The organism is Paraburkholderia sediminicola, assembly GCF_046026675.1.
GTDB classification, from domain to species: Bacteria; Pseudomonadota; Gammaproteobacteria; order Burkholderiales; family Burkholderiaceae; genus Paraburkholderia; species Paraburkholderia sediminicola_F.
In genome coordinates this window covers 4,413,398-4,429,225 of sequence record NZ_JAQQEY010000001.1, presented here as the reverse complement: position 1 = coordinate 4,429,225, position 15,828 = coordinate 4,413,398, and the positions used below count along the sequence as shown (strand labels likewise).

The following is a 15,828-nucleotide window of genomic DNA, read 5'->3' as shown; positions in this document are numbered from 1 at the left end:
TCAGTGCACCTCATAGCGGCCATTGCCGGTGCCGATGATCGTCGCGCGCCCCGCCGCAGAAAACAGCGTGATCTGCACGGGCACGTCGATCGCTTCCGTACCGAACACGACACGGCTCGGGTGCGAGTCCGACCCGGGGTAATCGATCGTGACGCCGGTCACACCACCTTCCCAGTTGCGCGGCCCAAGCAGATCGTCACGCAACGGCCGCCAGCCGTCTTCGGTACGCAGATCGAAACGGAAGCCGCCATCGAGCGGCTGCCAGGCGATCGGCCGTGCGCGCACCTGGGCCTCGTCGCCGGCCGATTCGAACAGCAGCGCGAGACGCTGCGCTTCTTCGTTCAGATCGGTGCGCGGGTTGCGCGTCATGGTCAGCGCGGTCAGCGATACCAGAATGCCCGCGATGACCAGCACCACCATCATTTCCAGCAGCGTGAAACCCGCCGCACGCTTCGGGCCGCCTGCGCTGAAATCACGTGCGCCGCGCCCGCGCGCGCCGGCGCACGCCGTACCCGGCAGCGACGCCGTACACGGAGTGTCCACACGGGACTTGCAAGCGGACAGTCGCATAGTGCCGGCCACGAACGATCAACTACTCGACTACTGCCACGACCCTACGTCGGCGTCGTTGCCTTCGCCGCCCGCTTTACCGTCGGCGCCATAGCTGAACACGTCGATCTCGCCATGCACGCCGGGATTCAAATACTGGTAGCTATTGCCCCACGGATCGTTCGGCAGACGTTCGAGGTAGCCGCCGTCCTTCCAGTTGTTCGGCGCCGGCTCCGTGCTCGGCTTTTCGATCAGCGCGCGCAGGCCTTGTTCCTGAGTCGGATAACGGCCGTTGTCGAGACGGTAAAGTTTCAGTGCCTGCATCACGGTGCCGATGTCCTGCTTGGCGGCGACACGCCGCGCTTCATCCGGACGGCTCATGATCTTCGGCACGATCAAGGCGGCCAGAATACCCAGAATCGCGATCACCACCATGATTTCAATCAGCGTGAAACCGCGTTGACGACGGCTGCGCGGACCCGCGATTTCATGACGGCGAAGGGTCGACAGTTGCATAACTTGCTACCTCTTTTCAGGTGAAATTTCGATCGGGCGGGATTCGCGCATCAGGCAATCAAGGTGCCATTGAACACGCCCGGCCGGTCATTTTAATGTCATGTTCTTGAAGGGTTGCGGGAAACCTCCGGGCGCCCCAACGCAATTTTCACAATAGTCCGTACAATATGCGCATGAACGCTATCCAAATCCGCCTTCTGTCGCTCGCACTGTTCGCCGTGTTCTGCGCGACGCTGACCTACTGGGTCATCACGATCTCCACGACGTCCGGCGCGCCGTTGCCCGCTGCCGCCGCGCATACGCAGGTCTCGACCGATCAGGCTGCCACGCTGTTCGGCGGCCAGCTCACCCGCAGCGCCAACCAGGACGTGCATCTGTTCGGCATCCTCGCTTTGCGGGAAGGCGCCGCGGCCATCGTCAGCGTCGGCGGTGAACCACCGCATGCGGTATCGCTCGGCAGCGCGCTCATGCAAGGCGCCAAACTCTCCGAAGTCCGCGCCCGCTCGATCATCATCGATCGCAATGGCGCGCATTCCGAAGTGTTCCTGCCGGCCAATCCGGCAGGTCCTACGATCTACGTGCGCTGACCCAGGCGTTCTGCCTGGCTTCAGCCTTACTGCACCAGGTTGTTCAACTCGATGATCGGCAGCATCACCGCCAGCACGATCACCAGCACCACACCCCCCATCGCCAGAATCAGCAACGGCTCGAGCAGGCTCGTCAGGAACATCGTGCGACGCTCCAGCTCACGTGCTTCGCCGTCGGCCGCACGATCGAGCATGGTCGTCACGTCGCCGGTCGCTTCACCCGAACGGATCAGGTGAACCAGCACCGGCGGAAATGTCTTGGTATTGCCGAGCGCGCGCGATAAGGACGTGCCTTCGCGCACGCGCACGATCGCATCGTCGATGTTCTCCCGCATCGCGACGTTGCTGAGCGTTTCGGCTGCGGCTTGCAGCGCGCGCAGGATCGGCACACCCGCCGCCGTCAGAATGCCAAGCGTGCTGGCAAAGCGCACGGTGTTGTAGCCGCGCACGAGTTTGCCGAGCAGCGGGGCGGTCAACAGCCACCGGTCGAAAGCGAGGCGCGGGCCGGGCTGCTTCAGGATTGAGCGCACCAGATACACCAGCACGACCACGCCGATCAGCATCGCCCACCACCAGTGCCGCACGAAACCGGATAGCGCCATCATCATGATGGTGAGGATCGGCAGTTGCTGTTTGGTGCTGGCGAACACGTTCACCACTTGCGGCACCACGTAGCTCAACAGAAACGTGACGATGCCGAAGGCGATGAGGGTCACGATCGCCGGGTACGTGAACGCGAGCACGATCTTCTGCTTGAGCGCGTTGCGTTGCTCGATGTAGTCGGCCAGACGCGAGAGGACGAGACCGAGCTTGCCGGTATGTTCACCGGCGGCCACCAACGCCCGATAGATCTCGGGGAAGTCTTTGGGATGCTGCGTCAGCGCGTTCGCGAGCGAATGGCCGCCGAGCACTTCGGCACGAATCGACGCCATCAGCTCGCGGATGTAGTCGCGCTCTGATTGCTCGGTCAGCACCGACAACGCTTCATCGAGCGGCAAACCGGCAATCAGCAGGCTGGCCAGTTGCCGCGTGAGAATCGCCTGCTCGCGCTGCGATAAACGCCGTCCCAGCGACAAACGTTGATTGCGCTCACCACGCGTGCGCGTCGCAGCCGGTTCGACGACGAGTGGCGTCAGTCCCTGCGATCGCAGATTGGTCCGCGCGCCGCGCGCGCTGTCCGCGTCGAGCACGCCTTTTTGCGCTTTGCCCGCTGCATCGATCGCTTCGAAACGAAATGCCGGCATGCGCTTACGCTCCGCCCGTCACGCGGATCACTTCTTCGAGCGACGTCAGCCCGGAGGCGAGCCAGCGGTCGGCGTCTTCGCGCAATGTGCGCATACCTTGTGCGCGGCCCGAAGCAAGAATTTCCGCATCGGACGCATTGCGGTGAACCAGCGCGCGGATTTCGTCGTCGATCAGCAGCAGTTCGTAGACGCCGCGCCGGCCCGCATAGCCGGACTGGCCGCACCTGTCGCAACCGACCGGATGCCAGCGCACGCTGCCATCCTCTTCGATACGCTCTTCGCGGCATACCGGGCACAGGCGCCGCACCAGCCGCTGCGCCAGCACGCCGAGCAGCGACGACGCCAGCAGATACGGCTCGACGCCCATGTCGGTCAAACGGGTCACTGCGGATGCCGCATCGTTCGTGTGCAACGTCGCTAGAACCAGGTGACCCGTCAGCGAGGCCTGTACCGCGATCTGCGCGGTTTCCAGATCGCGAATTTCACCGATCATGATGACGTCCGGGTCCTGCCGCAGAATCGAGCGCAGCGCCCGCGCGAAGGTCATGCCGATCCGCTCGTTGACCTGCGTCTGGCCGATGCCGGAGAGGTCGTATTCGATCGGGTCTTCGACCGTCATGATGTTGGTCGTCGCGGTCTCAAGCCGCGACATTGACGCGTACAGCGTGGTCGTCTTGCCCGAACCGGTCGGGCCGGTCACCAGCACGATGCCGTGCGGTTTGCCGATCAGCTTGTCGAACTTGACGAGCGTGTCGGGCGCCATGCCGAGCGCTTCGAGATTCAGGCGCGACGCGTCCTTTTCCAGCAGACGCAGCACCGCGCGTTCGCCGTGGCCGGTAGGCAGCGTCGAGACACGCACGTCGACCGGACGTCCGCCGACACGCAGCGTGATCCGGCCGTCCTGCGGCAGACGCTTCTCGGCAATGTCGAGCTGCGCCATGATCTTGATCCGCGAGATCAGCGCGCCATGCAGCGCTTTTTTCGGCCGCACGACATCGCGCAATGTGCCGTCGACACGGAAGCGCACCACAGACGAAGTCTCGAACGGTTCGATGTGAATATCCGAGGCCTGTTCGCGTGCGGCCTGCGTGAGCAGCGCGTTGATCATGCGGATGATCGGCGCGTCGTCTTCCGACTCCAGCAGATCCTCGATCTCGGGAATGTCCTGCATCAAACGCGACAGATCGACTTCGCCTTCCACTTCGCCGACCACCTGCGCCGCGCTACCGTCCTGGCGTGCGTAAGCCTGGTTGATCGCCTGGGCCAGTTCGTCGGCCGGCACGCGCACCACGGACAACGCGCCGAAGTTGCGCGCGACTTCTGCAAGCGCCGCATCGCTGGTGCGTTCGCTGATCCAGACTTCGAGACTATCGGCGTGCTGATGCGCGACCAGAATCTGGCCACTGCGGGCGAAGCCGTAGGGCACGAGGCGCGCAGCGACCGCCGACGGTGCGATACGTTCGGCATGCTCCGCCACGACTGCGGGCGAAATCGCCGCGGCTTGCGTCGACGCTGCGACGCGCGCCGCTGCGGGCGATCCCGAAGCTGACGGCGGCGTGGACGGCGTGCTCACGGCTGCACTCCAGGCGACGCCGTGGACGGCGCCGAGGGTACCGGATTCGTCTGTACAGCGCCGCCATTCGTGACCGGCGCCGGAGCGGAAACTGGCGGCGGCGCCATCTGCTGACGACGCATCTGGTCGAGATTAAACAGGTTCATCGCGGGCGAGCCACCCTGGCTCGGGCCGATCGGCATCGGCGGAACCACCGGATCGTCCTTGTCCTTGATCAGGTTGTTGTCCGACTTGTACGCGCCCGTCACGCCCTGGACGTAGTCGTAGCGGTTCGCCGTCACGGCCTGTGCGGTATCGCGATCAGTGATGATCACGGGCCGTAGGAACACCATCAGGTTGGTCTTCTGGCGAGTCTTCTGTTCCGAGCGGAACAACTGCCCGAGCCACGGGATATCGCCTAGCAGCGGCACCTTGCTGTTGCTGACCTGGTAGTTGTCCTGCATCAGCCCGCCCAGTACGATAATCTCGCCGTTATCGGCGAGGACCGTCGACTGGATCGAACGCTTGGTGAACTCCGGGCCCGCCGGGTTGGTCGCCGCGTTGGTCGTGCCGTTCACGATCGCCGAGTCTTCGGTGTAGAGCTGCAGCTTGAGAATCCCGCCGTCGGTGATCTGCGGCTTGATGTGCAGCGTCAGACCGACATCGACGCGATCGAACGTATTGAATGCATTGCTGGTGGTGCCGCTCGTGAGGTTCGAATACGAACCCGTCTGGATCGGCACGTTCGTGCCGACGACGATCTTGGCTTCCTCATTGTCGAGCGTAATGAGGTTAGGCGTCGACAGCACGTTCGCGTCGGCAGTCTGCGACAGCGCCTGCAGCAGCGCGCCGAGTCCCTGCACACCGAAAATATTGTGAATCCAGCCGACGTTGAGCCCCTGCTGGATACCCCCGCCGCTCGCGAGCGCCCCGGCGAGCCCGCCGGTAGCGCCCGTCGCCGCGGCCGCCGCCGTCAGATTGACGATGCTGTTGCCGGTGCCGGTCGCCAGGTTGGTGCCGGCAAAGATCGAATTGTTCGCGACCTGCCACTGAATGCCGAGATTGGCGTTCGTGTTCGAGTTCAGCTCGACGATCAGCGCCTCGATATAGACCTGCGCACGCCGCGCGTCGAGTTGGTCGATCACCGCTCGCAGATTGCGGTACACCGGCTCAGCCGCCGTGATGATCAGCGAGTTGGTAGCCGAGTCCGCCTGGATCATGCCGCCCGGCTGATTGTCGTCGCTCTTGTCCTTGTCGCCGCCGAGCAGGCCGGCTGAACCCGAACCACCGCTCGACCCATATCCGCCACCGCTACCGCCCAATGGTGACGCCCCCGAGCTGCCGTTGAGTCCGCCCGACGGCAGCGGCGGCGTACCCGACGTGCCCGTCGAATTGCCGCCCAGGCCACCTCCACCGCCACCGTTCTGGTTGAACGAATTCGCTTCGTTCGAGCCACCTGATGAGCCGGTGTCGCCGCCCTTACCGAGCATCCCGCGCAAGGTCTTCGCGAGCTTGGTTGCGTCAGCGTTACGCAGCGCCACGACGTGCATGTTGCCGGGCATGGTGGTCGGCGAGTCGAGTTCCTTCGCCAGTTGCTTGGCAGCCGCGAGCCGGCCGCCGTTCGACGCGCGAATCAGCAGCGAGTTGGTGCGCGGGTCCGCGGTGATCGACACCTTCAGCGTTGCGTCGGTGCTGCCGATCGCGCCGGGGTCGAGCATCTTGGTCAACTGCGTGGCGATGTCGATCGCGTTGGCGTTCCTCAATTGCACCACCGCTACCGACTGGCCCGCCGCCGTATCGACACCCGCGATGATCTGCGCGATACGCCGTACGTTGTCGGCGTAATCGGTCACGACAATCGAGTTGTTGGCCGGATAGGCCGCCACGGTGTTGTTCGGCGAGATCAGCGGACGCAACACCGGCAACAGGTTATTGGCCGATTCGTTCTTCAGCACGAACACCTGCGTGACCACCTGGTCGCCTCGCGCCACCGGCGTATTGCCGACGTAGGTCGGCACGCCTTGCAGCTTGGCATCGGCCTCGGGTACGACCTTCAGCACGCCGTGGTCCTGAACCAGCGCGAAGCCCTGCATCCGCAAAGCGGATTGCAAGGTCTTGAGCGCCTGATCTTCAGGCACTGCATTCTCCGACACAAGGTTCAGCTGACCCTTCACGCGTGGGTCGACGATGATCGTTTTGCCGGTCGCCGCGCCGATCGCCTTGGCCACCTGGTCGATATCGGCGTTCACGAAGTTGAGTGTCACCTGTGCCTGTGCTGTCTGCGCGGTGATCAATCCAGCCACCAGCAGCGCCGTTGCGACGCGACGCAATGCCATACGATTTCTTCTCATGGAATGTGGGATCGATGCCGACGGCCACAGCCGCCAACGGTCATGCAGTGCGAACATTGGAGCAGGCCGCCGCCCTGTCGGTCTGCCAGCCGGCTTCACAGGCGATCAACGCCCTGAACGCCTTACATCCAATGCCCGAAAAAAAGGAACAGTAACAGTTTTTCATGTCGGATTTGTCACAAAACGAACGGCTCCGTGCGATTACTCTAAAGACCGTGGCAGACTGTCAAACAATTGAAAGCAAACAAGCTTGTGTGCGCCGAACCGCAGAAGCGCTTCGTTTTACGCGTGATTATGTCGGTTAGCCAACTTGACGCATATAAGTCTGCCGGTATGATACGAGCCGTTCGAGGTACTGGTTGTGACTTGGCAACGCGGGTTTTCCCCGATGGCCGACGAAGGCCCGGCCAGTACGGCTCACCGGCTTCCAGCGGCTGAAGTATGGCCGATGTATTGCCTTACCAGACCTTACCCTAGGGATTTGCTTAGTCGTCTTGACTGATGAAACGAACCTTCGTCACCGTCGCCGCAGGACTTGCCGTGCTGATCGCAGCAGGGCAGGCACGCGCCGATTGCTTTGACGAAGCGGCGAAGTATCAGAAGGTCAACCCCTTGATTCTGCGCGCAATTGCGTGGCAAGAGTCACACAATCGGCCGGACGCGCAGCATAAGAACGCCAACGGCTCGACCGACTACGGCGTGATGCAGATCAATTCGATCCATCTGCCCGTACTCGCGCAGTACGGCATCTCGCAAGGCACGCTCATGGAGCCTTGCAAGAACGTCTATATAGCGGCATGGCATCTGCGCCGCCAGATGAACAAGTACGGCAATACCTGGCAGGCGGTCGGCGCGTATCACTCCGAGACGCCGGCACTGCGTGATAAGTATGCGATGCAGATCGCCGCGATCCTGCGCAAGTGGAATCTGATGCCGGCTGCTGCACACTGACTCACCCGCGTCCCGATCCGGCCCGTCACGCGGCCGCTCCCCGTTTGATGCACAATGCGGCTTCGTGCTGCCGTCGGTGTTCGGCCGTCTTCCGGCCCCGGAGTCATGCGACCCCAACCCGGCACGCCTTCCAATCCTCTTGTTTTTCCGTACTGCGATGAACCAGCCGCTATTGCCCGTCACCGTGCTCTCCGGTTTTCTGGGCGCCGGCAAGACCACGCTCCTGAACCACATTCTCGCGAATCGCGCCGGTTTGCGCGTCGCCGTGATCGTCAACGATCTGGCCGCCGTCAATATCGACGCAACGCTGGTGCGCGACGCCGCCGCGCTCTCGCATGTCGAAGAGCAGCTCGTCGAACTGTCGAACGGCTGCATCTGCTGCACGTTGCGTGATGACTTGCTGGTCGAGATCAAAAGGCTTGCGGGTGAAAAGCGCTTCGATGCGATTCTGATCGAGTCGACCGGCGTGGCCGAGCCGATGCCGATCGCTGAAACCTTCACCTTCGTCGACGATGACGGCGCGTCGCTATCCGATGTCGCGCAGCTCGATACGATGGTGACGGTGGTCGATGCGTTCAACTTCCTGCGCGACTACGGTTCAGCCGACGCACTCTCCGAGCGGGGCATCGCAGCGACCGAAGAGGATGATCGGACGCTGGTCGAATTGCTGATCGAGCAGATTGAATTCTGCGACGTGCTGGTGGTGAACAAGGCCGATCTGGTGAGCGCGGACGAACTCACGCGTTTGCAACGCATCCTTGCCCGCATCAATCCGCGTGCCGTGCAGGTGGTGAGCCGTTTCGGCGAGGTACCGCTGGCCGAAGTGCTGAACACCGGGCGCTTCGATTTCGACGAGGCGTCGAGCGCGCCGGGATGGCTGGCGTCGCTCAATCACGAGCACGACCATGAATCCGGACATGCCCATCACGGTGAAGCGGACGAATTCGGCATCGGCAATTTCATTTATCGCGCACGGCGGCCGTTTCACCCGGAGCGCCTGTGGGCACTGCTGCATCAGGAGTGGAAGGGCGTCTTGCGCAGCAAGGGCTTCTTCTGGCTGGCAACGCGTAACGACATTGCCGGTTCGCTGTCGCAGGCTGGCGGTGCTTGCCGGCATGGTCCGGCGGGGATGTGGTGGGCCGCTCAGGATCGCAGCGAATGGCCGGACGGCGATGACGAGCTGGCCGCCGAAATTGCTGCCGACTGGTACGGCGATCCGGACGATCTGAGCATTGGCGATCGCCGCCAGGAACTGGTGATGATCGGCGTTGGCATCGACCCGGCTGTCTGGCAAGCGAAGTTCGACGCGTGCCTCGTGACCGATGAGGAATACGCGGCGGGACCGCAAGCGTGGCAACAATTCGCCGATCCGTTCCCGGCATGGGACTTCGACGAAGACGACCATGATCACCATGATCACCATGATCACCATGATCACGATCACGACGGTCATGGCCACGGCGAAATCGTGCATCGTCACGATTAAGCTCGAGCGGCCTTTCCGTCGGGTGGCGATTGTTTAGCCGCGACGCCCGTCGCGGCTAGACAGAAATCGCAGACGAAAAAAAACCCGCCGTTGGCGGGTGTCAACTGCCAGGCAGTAATCTGCTTAGCGCTTGTTGACTGCGTCCTTGAACGCCTTACCAGCCGTGAACTTGACGGTCTTGGCGGCCGGGATCTTGATAGTTTCGCCGGTCTTGGGGTTACGACCCGTACGTGCTGCGCGCTTGCCCGAACCGAAGCTACCGAAGCCGATCAACTGGACCGCGTCACCCTTCGACACGGACTTCTTGATCACTTCAAGCAACGTGTCCAGCGTCTCACCGGTTTGAGCCTTGCTGGCGCCGGTCTGTCCTGCGACGGCGTCGATCAGTTCCTGTTTGTTCATTAAGGTTCCTTTCTGAGTTTAGGTTGACACGAACAGCGCGAACGCGCCGATTATACGTGCGCGGACCGCGCCGTCGAGCAGCTGCGGCTCCGGATCCCCTCCGGACAGTTAGCGCCGAGCAATGACTGCCCGTCGGCCGTGCTGCCGCTCCCTTCGCGGCGCTTGCTATGATAGCGCAGCGCAAACCCAATCAGGATAAGGGTTTCGAAGATTTAAACGGTTCTGGGGCAGATATCGAGGGGAAACCCTTCCTTTTCCTCTTCGCAGGACCCAATTGAAGGCTGAAACCCAGTATGGACGGGGCTTAGCGTTGGTTTTTGCCAACGTTGCAGCACGTCTTTTTCGCCGCCCGGCGAGCTGCGCGCGCTGGCGGTAACGTCTGATTCGCTCTTTCGAGCGTCATTTCCGCCACGCATGACCGATCCGCTGATCCCCGCCGTCCTCGCATTTCGCGACAACGGCATGCCTTTTTCGCCGCTCTACGGCGACATCTATCACAGCGCTGTTGGCAGCCTCGAACAGGCTGAATACGTCTTTCTCCGCGGCAATGGACTGCCGCAACGATGGCAGGGCCGCCGCATCTTCACCGTGCTCGAAACTGGCTTCGGCATGGGGATCAACTTCCTGATGACCTGGGCCGCCTGGCGTGCCGATCCGGCGCGCTGCGAACGCTTGCACTTCGTCTCGACCGAGAAGCATCCGTTTACTCAAACCGATTTGCGCAGCGTCTATGCGAAGACGATTTCAGATCCGGAGATCGCCGCGCTCGCTGAAACGCTCGCCGCTGAATGGCCGATGCTCGTTCCCGGCACGCACCGGCTCGAATTCGAGGACGGGCAAATCACGTTGACGCTGGTGTTCGCCGACGCCGCAGAGAGCCTGCCAGCATTGAGGTTACGCGCCGATGCGTTCTATCTCGACGGCTTTGCGCCGGCGAGGAACCCCGAAATGTGGACGCCCGCGATCTTCAAGGCGCTCGCCCGAATGGCCGGCGAGAACGCCACCTTCGCGACCTATAGCAGTGCCGGCGACATCAAACGTGCGCTGACGCAAAACGGCTTTGTGTACCAAAAAGTCGACGGCTTCGGCTGGAAACGCGCGATGCTGGTCGGCCATTTCGCGCCACGCTGGCGCGTGCGTCGCTATGAACCGCCCGCGCCACTTGAAGTCGACGAGCGGCATGCGATCGTGATCGGCGCCGGACTCGCGGGTTGCGCGGCGATCGAGCGTCTGGCCGCACGTGGCTGGCGCGTCACGTCGCTGGAGCGGCACGCGTCGGTGGCGCAGGACGCCTCGGGCAATCCGGCCGGCGTGTTCCACCCCATGATCTCGCGCGACGACAGCGTCGCTTCACGCGTCACGCGTGCGGGCTTTCTCTACACGCTCAGACGCTGGGCCGCGCTCGAACGGCTTGGTTACCGTCCATTACGCGGCGCGCCAGGGCTGTTGCAGATCGCCACGGACGACGAAGAAGCACGCTCGATGAGCGAGGCAATCGCCGCGTTCGGTTACCCGGCGGAATATGTGACGCCCGTTTCACTGAGCGAAGCGCAAAGGCTTGCAGGCATGCCGCTCGCGCAAAGCGGCTGGCTCTTTCCCCAAGGCGGCTGGATCGACCCAGCGTCGCTTTGCGCCGCGCAGTGCGCAGCCGCGGGCGACTTGCTCGAACGCCGCTTCGGAGTAGATGCGGCGCGCCTCGAACGGTCAGGCAATCAATGGACCGTCTTCGACGCAGCGGGGCAGGCCATCGCGCGCGCGCCGGTGGTCATTGTCGCGAGCGCGCACGACGCCGCGCGGCTCGCCGGCTTGCAGCACGCACCGACTCGCAGCATCCGCGGCCAGCTGACTTTGCTGCCTCCGGGCACCGTGCCCGCACTCGAGATGCCAGTTATAGGCGAAGGCTACGCCGTCCCACTCGCCGACGGCGTCACGCTGACCGGCGCTACTTACGAACTCGACGACCCTGACACCACGTTGCGACCGGATGGCCATCTGGAAAACCTCGAGCGTGTCGCGCAGATGCTGCCGGCCTTTGACGGCGTCGTCGATTCGGCTCAAGCGGCAGCGCTCGATGGGCGCGTCGCGTTTCGCTGCGTCACGAGCGACCGGATGCCGATGATCGGCAACTTCGCCGATGAAGCCGCCTCGGCGCGCGACGCCCAGCGCCTGCGTGGCGCATGGCCACTCGATCTGCCGCGCGTCGACGGCTTGTACGGCGCATTCGCTTACGGATCTCGCGGTCTGGTATGGGCGGCACTGGGGGCGGAGCTGATCGCCTCGCAGATCGAAGGTGAGCCGTGGCCGCTCGAACGGGATTTGGCCGAAGACATCGATCCAGCCCGCTTCCTCTTGCGTGCGTTGCGCCAGGGTACGGTGAGTTAACCCGTAGTTAACCGCACGCACCGGACATCGTCACCAAGAAAAGTTATCCACCGAAACTTGTGGATAACCGCGCCGTTTACCGGCGCAAGTCATGTGGAACCGTTGTGGACGTAAACGGGGTAACTTTGCCGCGGCCGAAAATCGCGAAAAGTTACCCTTGTATACCCGCCGCTGCCGCACACGCTGTGCATCCTGTTATGCGAGCGGCAAGCCGATGAATCGATTCGGTAAACCGGGGTTATCCACAGAAAACGAGTCACCTTGTTAACTGTTACTACGTATACATACGGTAAACCTGTAAACAGAAAGGCCGTGCCGAGATCGAGCGCAATCGTTGAGCCCGAAGCGTCGAAAGTTGGAGGAAAACACCTCCGGCCGTGTCCCAGGAAACACATCTGCAACGTCAGATCTGTACGCTATGAGAGCCCGATCCATTTTCAAACGGTCGCTTTTTCCTCATCTCGCGAAGATAACGTACGTTTTTACCGTTTTGCCGGCATGTTCCTGTCTTTTCGGTCGAGTCTGAAAAAGCTATGGCACAATCGCCGTTCTTTTCCGCGTCGTGCCTCGCCGCTGGCCGCACACGCTGCAATGGAACGGTGCCGCGCAATCAGAATCTGATTCAAAGTCGACGGCGTTCTTTCACCGTGCCGGGCCGGTAGCTACGGCCGCCCCCAGAATGCGCTGCGCCCCCTGCGGCAGCGGCACATTCAGATCATCCGATCGTTGAAAACTCGCAACGCGCGTCACGCGAAGCGATCGCGACAGTGAACGCCTCATGCGTTCATGCGCTCGCCGGTGTTTGCGCCGGTTCGTGTTGTCTGCCGTTGCTGCCAAGGAGAACCCATCACGATGAAGTCGGCGTTTTCATTTTTTCCAGCCTGGCCACTCACACCCGACGCCATTTTTTGGGCTGGTCTTGCATTGCTCGCCGCGGGTCTGTGCGGTGAACTGTGCTATCGCGCATGGCGTTTGCCGCGCATTTCCGGGTATGCGGTCATTGGTCTGGTAGCCGGCGCAGCCGGTTTCGGTGTGATCGACGCCGATTCCGCGAGCGCCGCGCGGCCATTGCTCGACGTGGCGCTGGGTTTGTTGTTATTCGAACTGGGTAGCCGGCTCGATCTGCGCTGGATTCGCCGCAATCCCTGGCTGATTCTGTCGAGCGTCGCGGAAGCAACATTGACGTTCGCGCTCGTTTTGCCGGTTTTGTTGTTCCTGAACGTGCCGCTGATGGTGGCAACTGTGCTCGCTGCAATTGCCATGGCGACTTCGCCGGCGATGGTGATCCAGCTCAAAACCGAGCTGCGCGCGGAAGGCCAGGTCACGCAACGTTTGTTGACCCTTACCGCGCTGAACAGCATGTATGCGGTGGTGATCGAAAAACTCGTCTCGAGCTGGTTGCATCAGGAGGTGTACGGCAACGTCTACGCCACGATTCTGCAGCCGCTGTATCTGCTGGTCGGCTCGCTCGTGCTGGCTTATCTGCTGGCGCGCACCTGCACGTTTTTTTATCGTCGTCTGAACATGCAGGACGAACATTCGTTCGTCGCGTTGTTCGGCCTCGTGCTGCTCGCCATTGCGGTGGCGCATGTGTTCAAGCTTTCCACCATTCTCGCGTTGCTGGCCGCGGGCATCATCGTGAAGAATCTCGAAGCGCGTCCGCAATTGTGGCCGGAACATTTCGGCACGGCCGGCTGGCTGTTGACCGTGATTCTGTTCGTGTTGACGCTGACTTCGTTCGAATGGAAAGACATCGCGCTTGGCGGTGTCGCGGCGCTGGGTCTGATTGTTGCGCGTCTGGTTGCGAAACTGGTAGGCGTGATGGCCTTCGCCAAGCCAAGCGGCTTGAACTGGAAGCAGGGCATGGCGCTCGGTTTGTCGTTATCGCCCATGTCGGCGCTCGCGTACCTGCTTGTCGACGATACCTACAACCTCTATCCGAATTTCGATCCGCAACTGCGCGCGATCGTGATGTGTTCGATTTTCGTGTTGCAGATTCTCGGACCGTGGCTCGTGTATCGCAGCCTGGCGCTGGTGGCTGAACGGCGCGAAGAGTAAGCGCACGGAAGGGCACGCCGCTGTCCGATGCGCTGTCCAATGCTTTATGCGCCTGATTTGCGCGCTTTATCCAACTTATTCGATTCAAAAACGGCCGGGCGTGTGACACAGACATGTGACACACATCGGTCGACCTGACTCAGGGGACGCTATGTCACTCGAACCCTTCATCGATTCGAAACCGTTCACTTTCGGTGTCGAACTCGAGATGCAGATCGTCAATACACACGACTATGATCTGACCAAAGCCGGCTCGGATCTGATGCGCCTCATCAAGGACGAAAAGATTCCCGGCAACATCACGCCGGAAATCACCGAAAGCATGATCGAGCTGTCGACCGGTATCTGCACGACGCATGAACAGGCCGTCACCGATTTGCGCACGATCCGCGACACGCTGGTGTCCGCGGCCGATCGGCTGAACGTCGGTTTATGCGGCGGCGGTACGCACGCATTCCAGCAATGGAGTGAAAGGCAAATCGTCGATACGCCACGCTTTCAGTATCTTTCCGAGTTGTACGGTTATCTTGCCAAGCAGTTCACGGTGTTCGGCCAGCACGTGCACATCGGCTGTCCGGATCCGAACAGCGCGCTGTATCTGCTGCATTCGATGTCGCGCTTCATCCCGCATTTCATCGCGTTGTCCGCTTCGTCGCCGTTCGTGCAAGGTGTCGACACCGGTTTTCATTCGGCACGACTGAATTCCGTGTTCGCATTCCCGCTGTCCGGTCGTGCGCCGTTCGTGTTGACGTGGGACAGCTTCGAGGAATATTTCTCGAAGATGGTCCACACGGGTGTGGTCAACAGCATGAAGGATTTTTACTGGGACATCCGGCCGAAGCCCGGTTTCGGCACGATCGAAGTACGCGTGATGGATACGCCGTTTTCAGTGGATCGCGCCGCGGCGATTGCCTGCTACATCCAGACGCTTGCCCGGCATCTGCTGCTCGACAAGCCGATTGTGCCGAAGGAAGACGATTACCTCGTCTACACGTTCAACCGCTTCGAAGCATGCCGCTTCGGTCTGGCCGGCAACTGCATCAATCCGCAAACGAGCGAACGCAAGACGATTTCCGAAGACATCCTCGAAACACTGGATCTGATTGCACCGCACGCCGAAGCATTGGGTTCGGGCAACGCGCTCGCCGAAATCGGCGCGATTGCGCGCGGTCAGGTGAATGACGCGACGTGGCTGCGAGGCGTTTTCGATCAGGAAAAGTCCTTGCATGAAGCTGTCAGACAGCAGTGTCTGCAGTGGCGAGCCTAGCCAGATAGAGGATTGCTTACGTTAAACCGTAAGGAAGACCCGCCTCGTGCGGGTTTTTTTCGTAAATAAATTTCCAGCTCGTGGGCCTTCAGGTTTTTCTAAAGTTTACGTATACAAACGTAGTAGTAGTTAACAAGCATTGCATCTGCCTGTGGACAACTGAATAATTCCCTGAAAAGTCAAAGTGCTACGTAAACCATAACTAGGCTGATCCGGGGCGCATCGATGCCGGTAAACGAGGACAACTTTAGTAAGGAAAGAGGGGGCAAGTTGCTTATCAAGAATCGACACACACGCCATCCCCTGTGTTTTCCCATGGTTATCCACAGCTTGCGTTGGATAACTTAGCTGTACGATTGGCCGGTCTCGCATAGAATGTCGTTTCATCTGCCTTTGGCTTGCAAGGCGGTAAATTTTTGAGATAGTAGAAACCGTCTCGTCTGCTTTAGGGCGAGGCTACCCCACACAGGCTACGGGCGTGTT

13 protein-coding genes are annotated in these 15,828 nt (G+C 61.4%); 7 read left to right on the top strand and 6 right to left on the bottom strand.

Features of this window, described 5'->3' with window-relative positions; all coding sequences use genetic code 11:
- Positions 1-570 (bottom strand): GspH/FimT family pseudopilin, encoded by a 570-nt coding sequence (locus tag PQQ86_RS19520; protein WP_408269872.1) that lies wholly within the window; start codon positions 568-570, stop codon positions 1-3.
- Positions 571-600: 30 nt separating this feature from the next.
- Positions 601-1,065, bottom strand: coding sequence for a type II secretion system major pseudopilin GspG (gspG, locus tag PQQ86_RS19515; protein WP_408269870.1), 465 nt, complete (start codon positions 1,063-1,065; stop codon positions 601-603).
- Positions 1,066-1,238: 173 nt separating this feature from the next.
- Here gspG and PQQ86_RS19510 point away from each other — a divergent pair, with 173 nt between their 5' ends.
- Complete coding sequence (locus tag PQQ86_RS19510) at positions 1,239-1,652, top strand: type II secretion system protein N (RefSeq protein ID WP_200565611.1); 414 nt, start codon at positions 1,239-1,241, stop codon at positions 1,650-1,652.
- Positions 1,653-1,678: 26 nt separating this feature from the next.
- Here PQQ86_RS19510 and gspF read toward each other — a convergent pair whose 3' ends face one another.
- The 3 genes from gspF to gspD are packed head-to-tail and all read right to left on the bottom strand — an operon-like array spanning position 1,679 to position 6,784.
- Positions 1,679-2,896: a type II secretion system inner membrane protein GspF gene (gspF, locus tag PQQ86_RS19505; RefSeq protein WP_093634517.1), complete on the bottom strand. Its 1,218-nt coding sequence runs from the start codon at positions 2,894-2,896 to the stop codon at positions 1,679-1,681.
- A 4-nt stretch (positions 2,897-2,900) separates the two neighbouring features.
- The gene (gene gspE, locus PQQ86_RS19500) at positions 2,901-4,469 is read right to left on the bottom strand and encodes a type II secretion system ATPase GspE (RefSeq protein ID WP_408269867.1); all 1,569 of its coding nucleotides are present in this window, start codon (positions 4,467-4,469) and stop codon (positions 2,901-2,903) included.
- On the bottom strand, positions 4,466-6,784 hold the full coding sequence (gene gspD / locus PQQ86_RS19495; RefSeq protein ID WP_408269864.1) for a type II secretion system secretin GspD: 2,319 nt from the start codon (positions 6,782-6,784) through the stop codon (positions 4,466-4,468). The genes gspE and gspD overlap by 4 nt, the downstream gene beginning before the upstream one ends.
- On the opposite strand from gspD, the gene PQQ86_RS19490 reads away from it, so the two are divergent.
- The 3 genes from PQQ86_RS19490 (at position 6,778) to PQQ86_RS19480 (ending at position 9,236) form a co-directional block, all read left to right on the top strand.
- Positions 6,778-6,954, top strand: a complete 177-nt coding sequence (locus PQQ86_RS19490) for a hypothetical protein (RefSeq protein ID WP_408269861.1) — start codon at positions 6,778-6,780, stop codon at positions 6,952-6,954. The genes gspD and PQQ86_RS19490 overlap by 7 nt on opposite strands.
- 346 nt (positions 6,955-7,300) lie before the next feature.
- On the top strand, positions 7,301-7,750 hold the full coding sequence (locus PQQ86_RS19485; protein ID WP_408269858.1) for a lytic transglycosylase domain-containing protein: 450 nt from the start codon (positions 7,301-7,303) through the stop codon (positions 7,748-7,750).
- A 157-nt stretch (positions 7,751-7,907) separates the two neighbouring features.
- Positions 7,908-9,236 (top strand): GTP-binding protein, encoded by a 1,329-nt coding sequence (locus PQQ86_RS19480; RefSeq protein WP_408269855.1) that lies wholly within the window; start codon positions 7,908-7,910, stop codon positions 9,234-9,236.
- Between the two features lie 123 nt (positions 9,237-9,359).
- Here PQQ86_RS19480 and PQQ86_RS19475 read toward each other — a convergent pair whose 3' ends face one another.
- Positions 9,360-9,638 carry an HU family DNA-binding protein gene (locus PQQ86_RS19475; RefSeq protein ID WP_006050811.1) on the bottom strand — a complete coding sequence of 93 codons (279 nt, stop codon included), beginning with the start codon at positions 9,636-9,638 and terminating at the stop codon, positions 9,360-9,362.
- Between the two features lie 414 nt (positions 9,639-10,052).
- Here PQQ86_RS19475 and mnmC point away from each other — a divergent pair, with 414 nt between their 5' ends.
- The 3 genes from mnmC to PQQ86_RS19460 all read left to right on the top strand — a co-directional run bounded on the left by mnmC (position 10,053) and on the right by PQQ86_RS19460 (position 15,345).
- The gene (gene mnmC, locus PQQ86_RS19470) at positions 10,053-12,020 is read left to right on the top strand and encodes a bifunctional tRNA (5-methylaminomethyl-2-thiouridine)(34)-methyltransferase MnmC2/FAD-dependent 5-carboxymethylaminomethyl-2-thiouridine(34) oxidoreductase MnmC1 (RefSeq protein WP_408269852.1); all 1,968 of its coding nucleotides are present in this window, start codon (positions 10,053-10,055) and stop codon (positions 12,018-12,020) included.
- A gap of 852 nt (positions 12,021-12,872) precedes the next feature.
- Positions 12,873-14,078 carry a cation:proton antiporter gene (locus PQQ86_RS19465; RefSeq protein ID WP_408200400.1) on the top strand — a complete coding sequence of 402 codons (1,206 nt, stop codon included), beginning with the start codon at positions 12,873-12,875 and terminating at the stop codon, positions 14,076-14,078.
- Between the two features lie 151 nt (positions 14,079-14,229).
- A complete protein-coding gene (locus PQQ86_RS19460) occupies positions 14,230-15,345 on the top strand; it encodes a YbdK family carboxylate-amine ligase (protein ID WP_200651938.1) in 1,116 nt (371 codons plus the stop codon).
- The last annotated feature ends 483 nt before the right edge of the window (positions 15,346-15,828 follow it).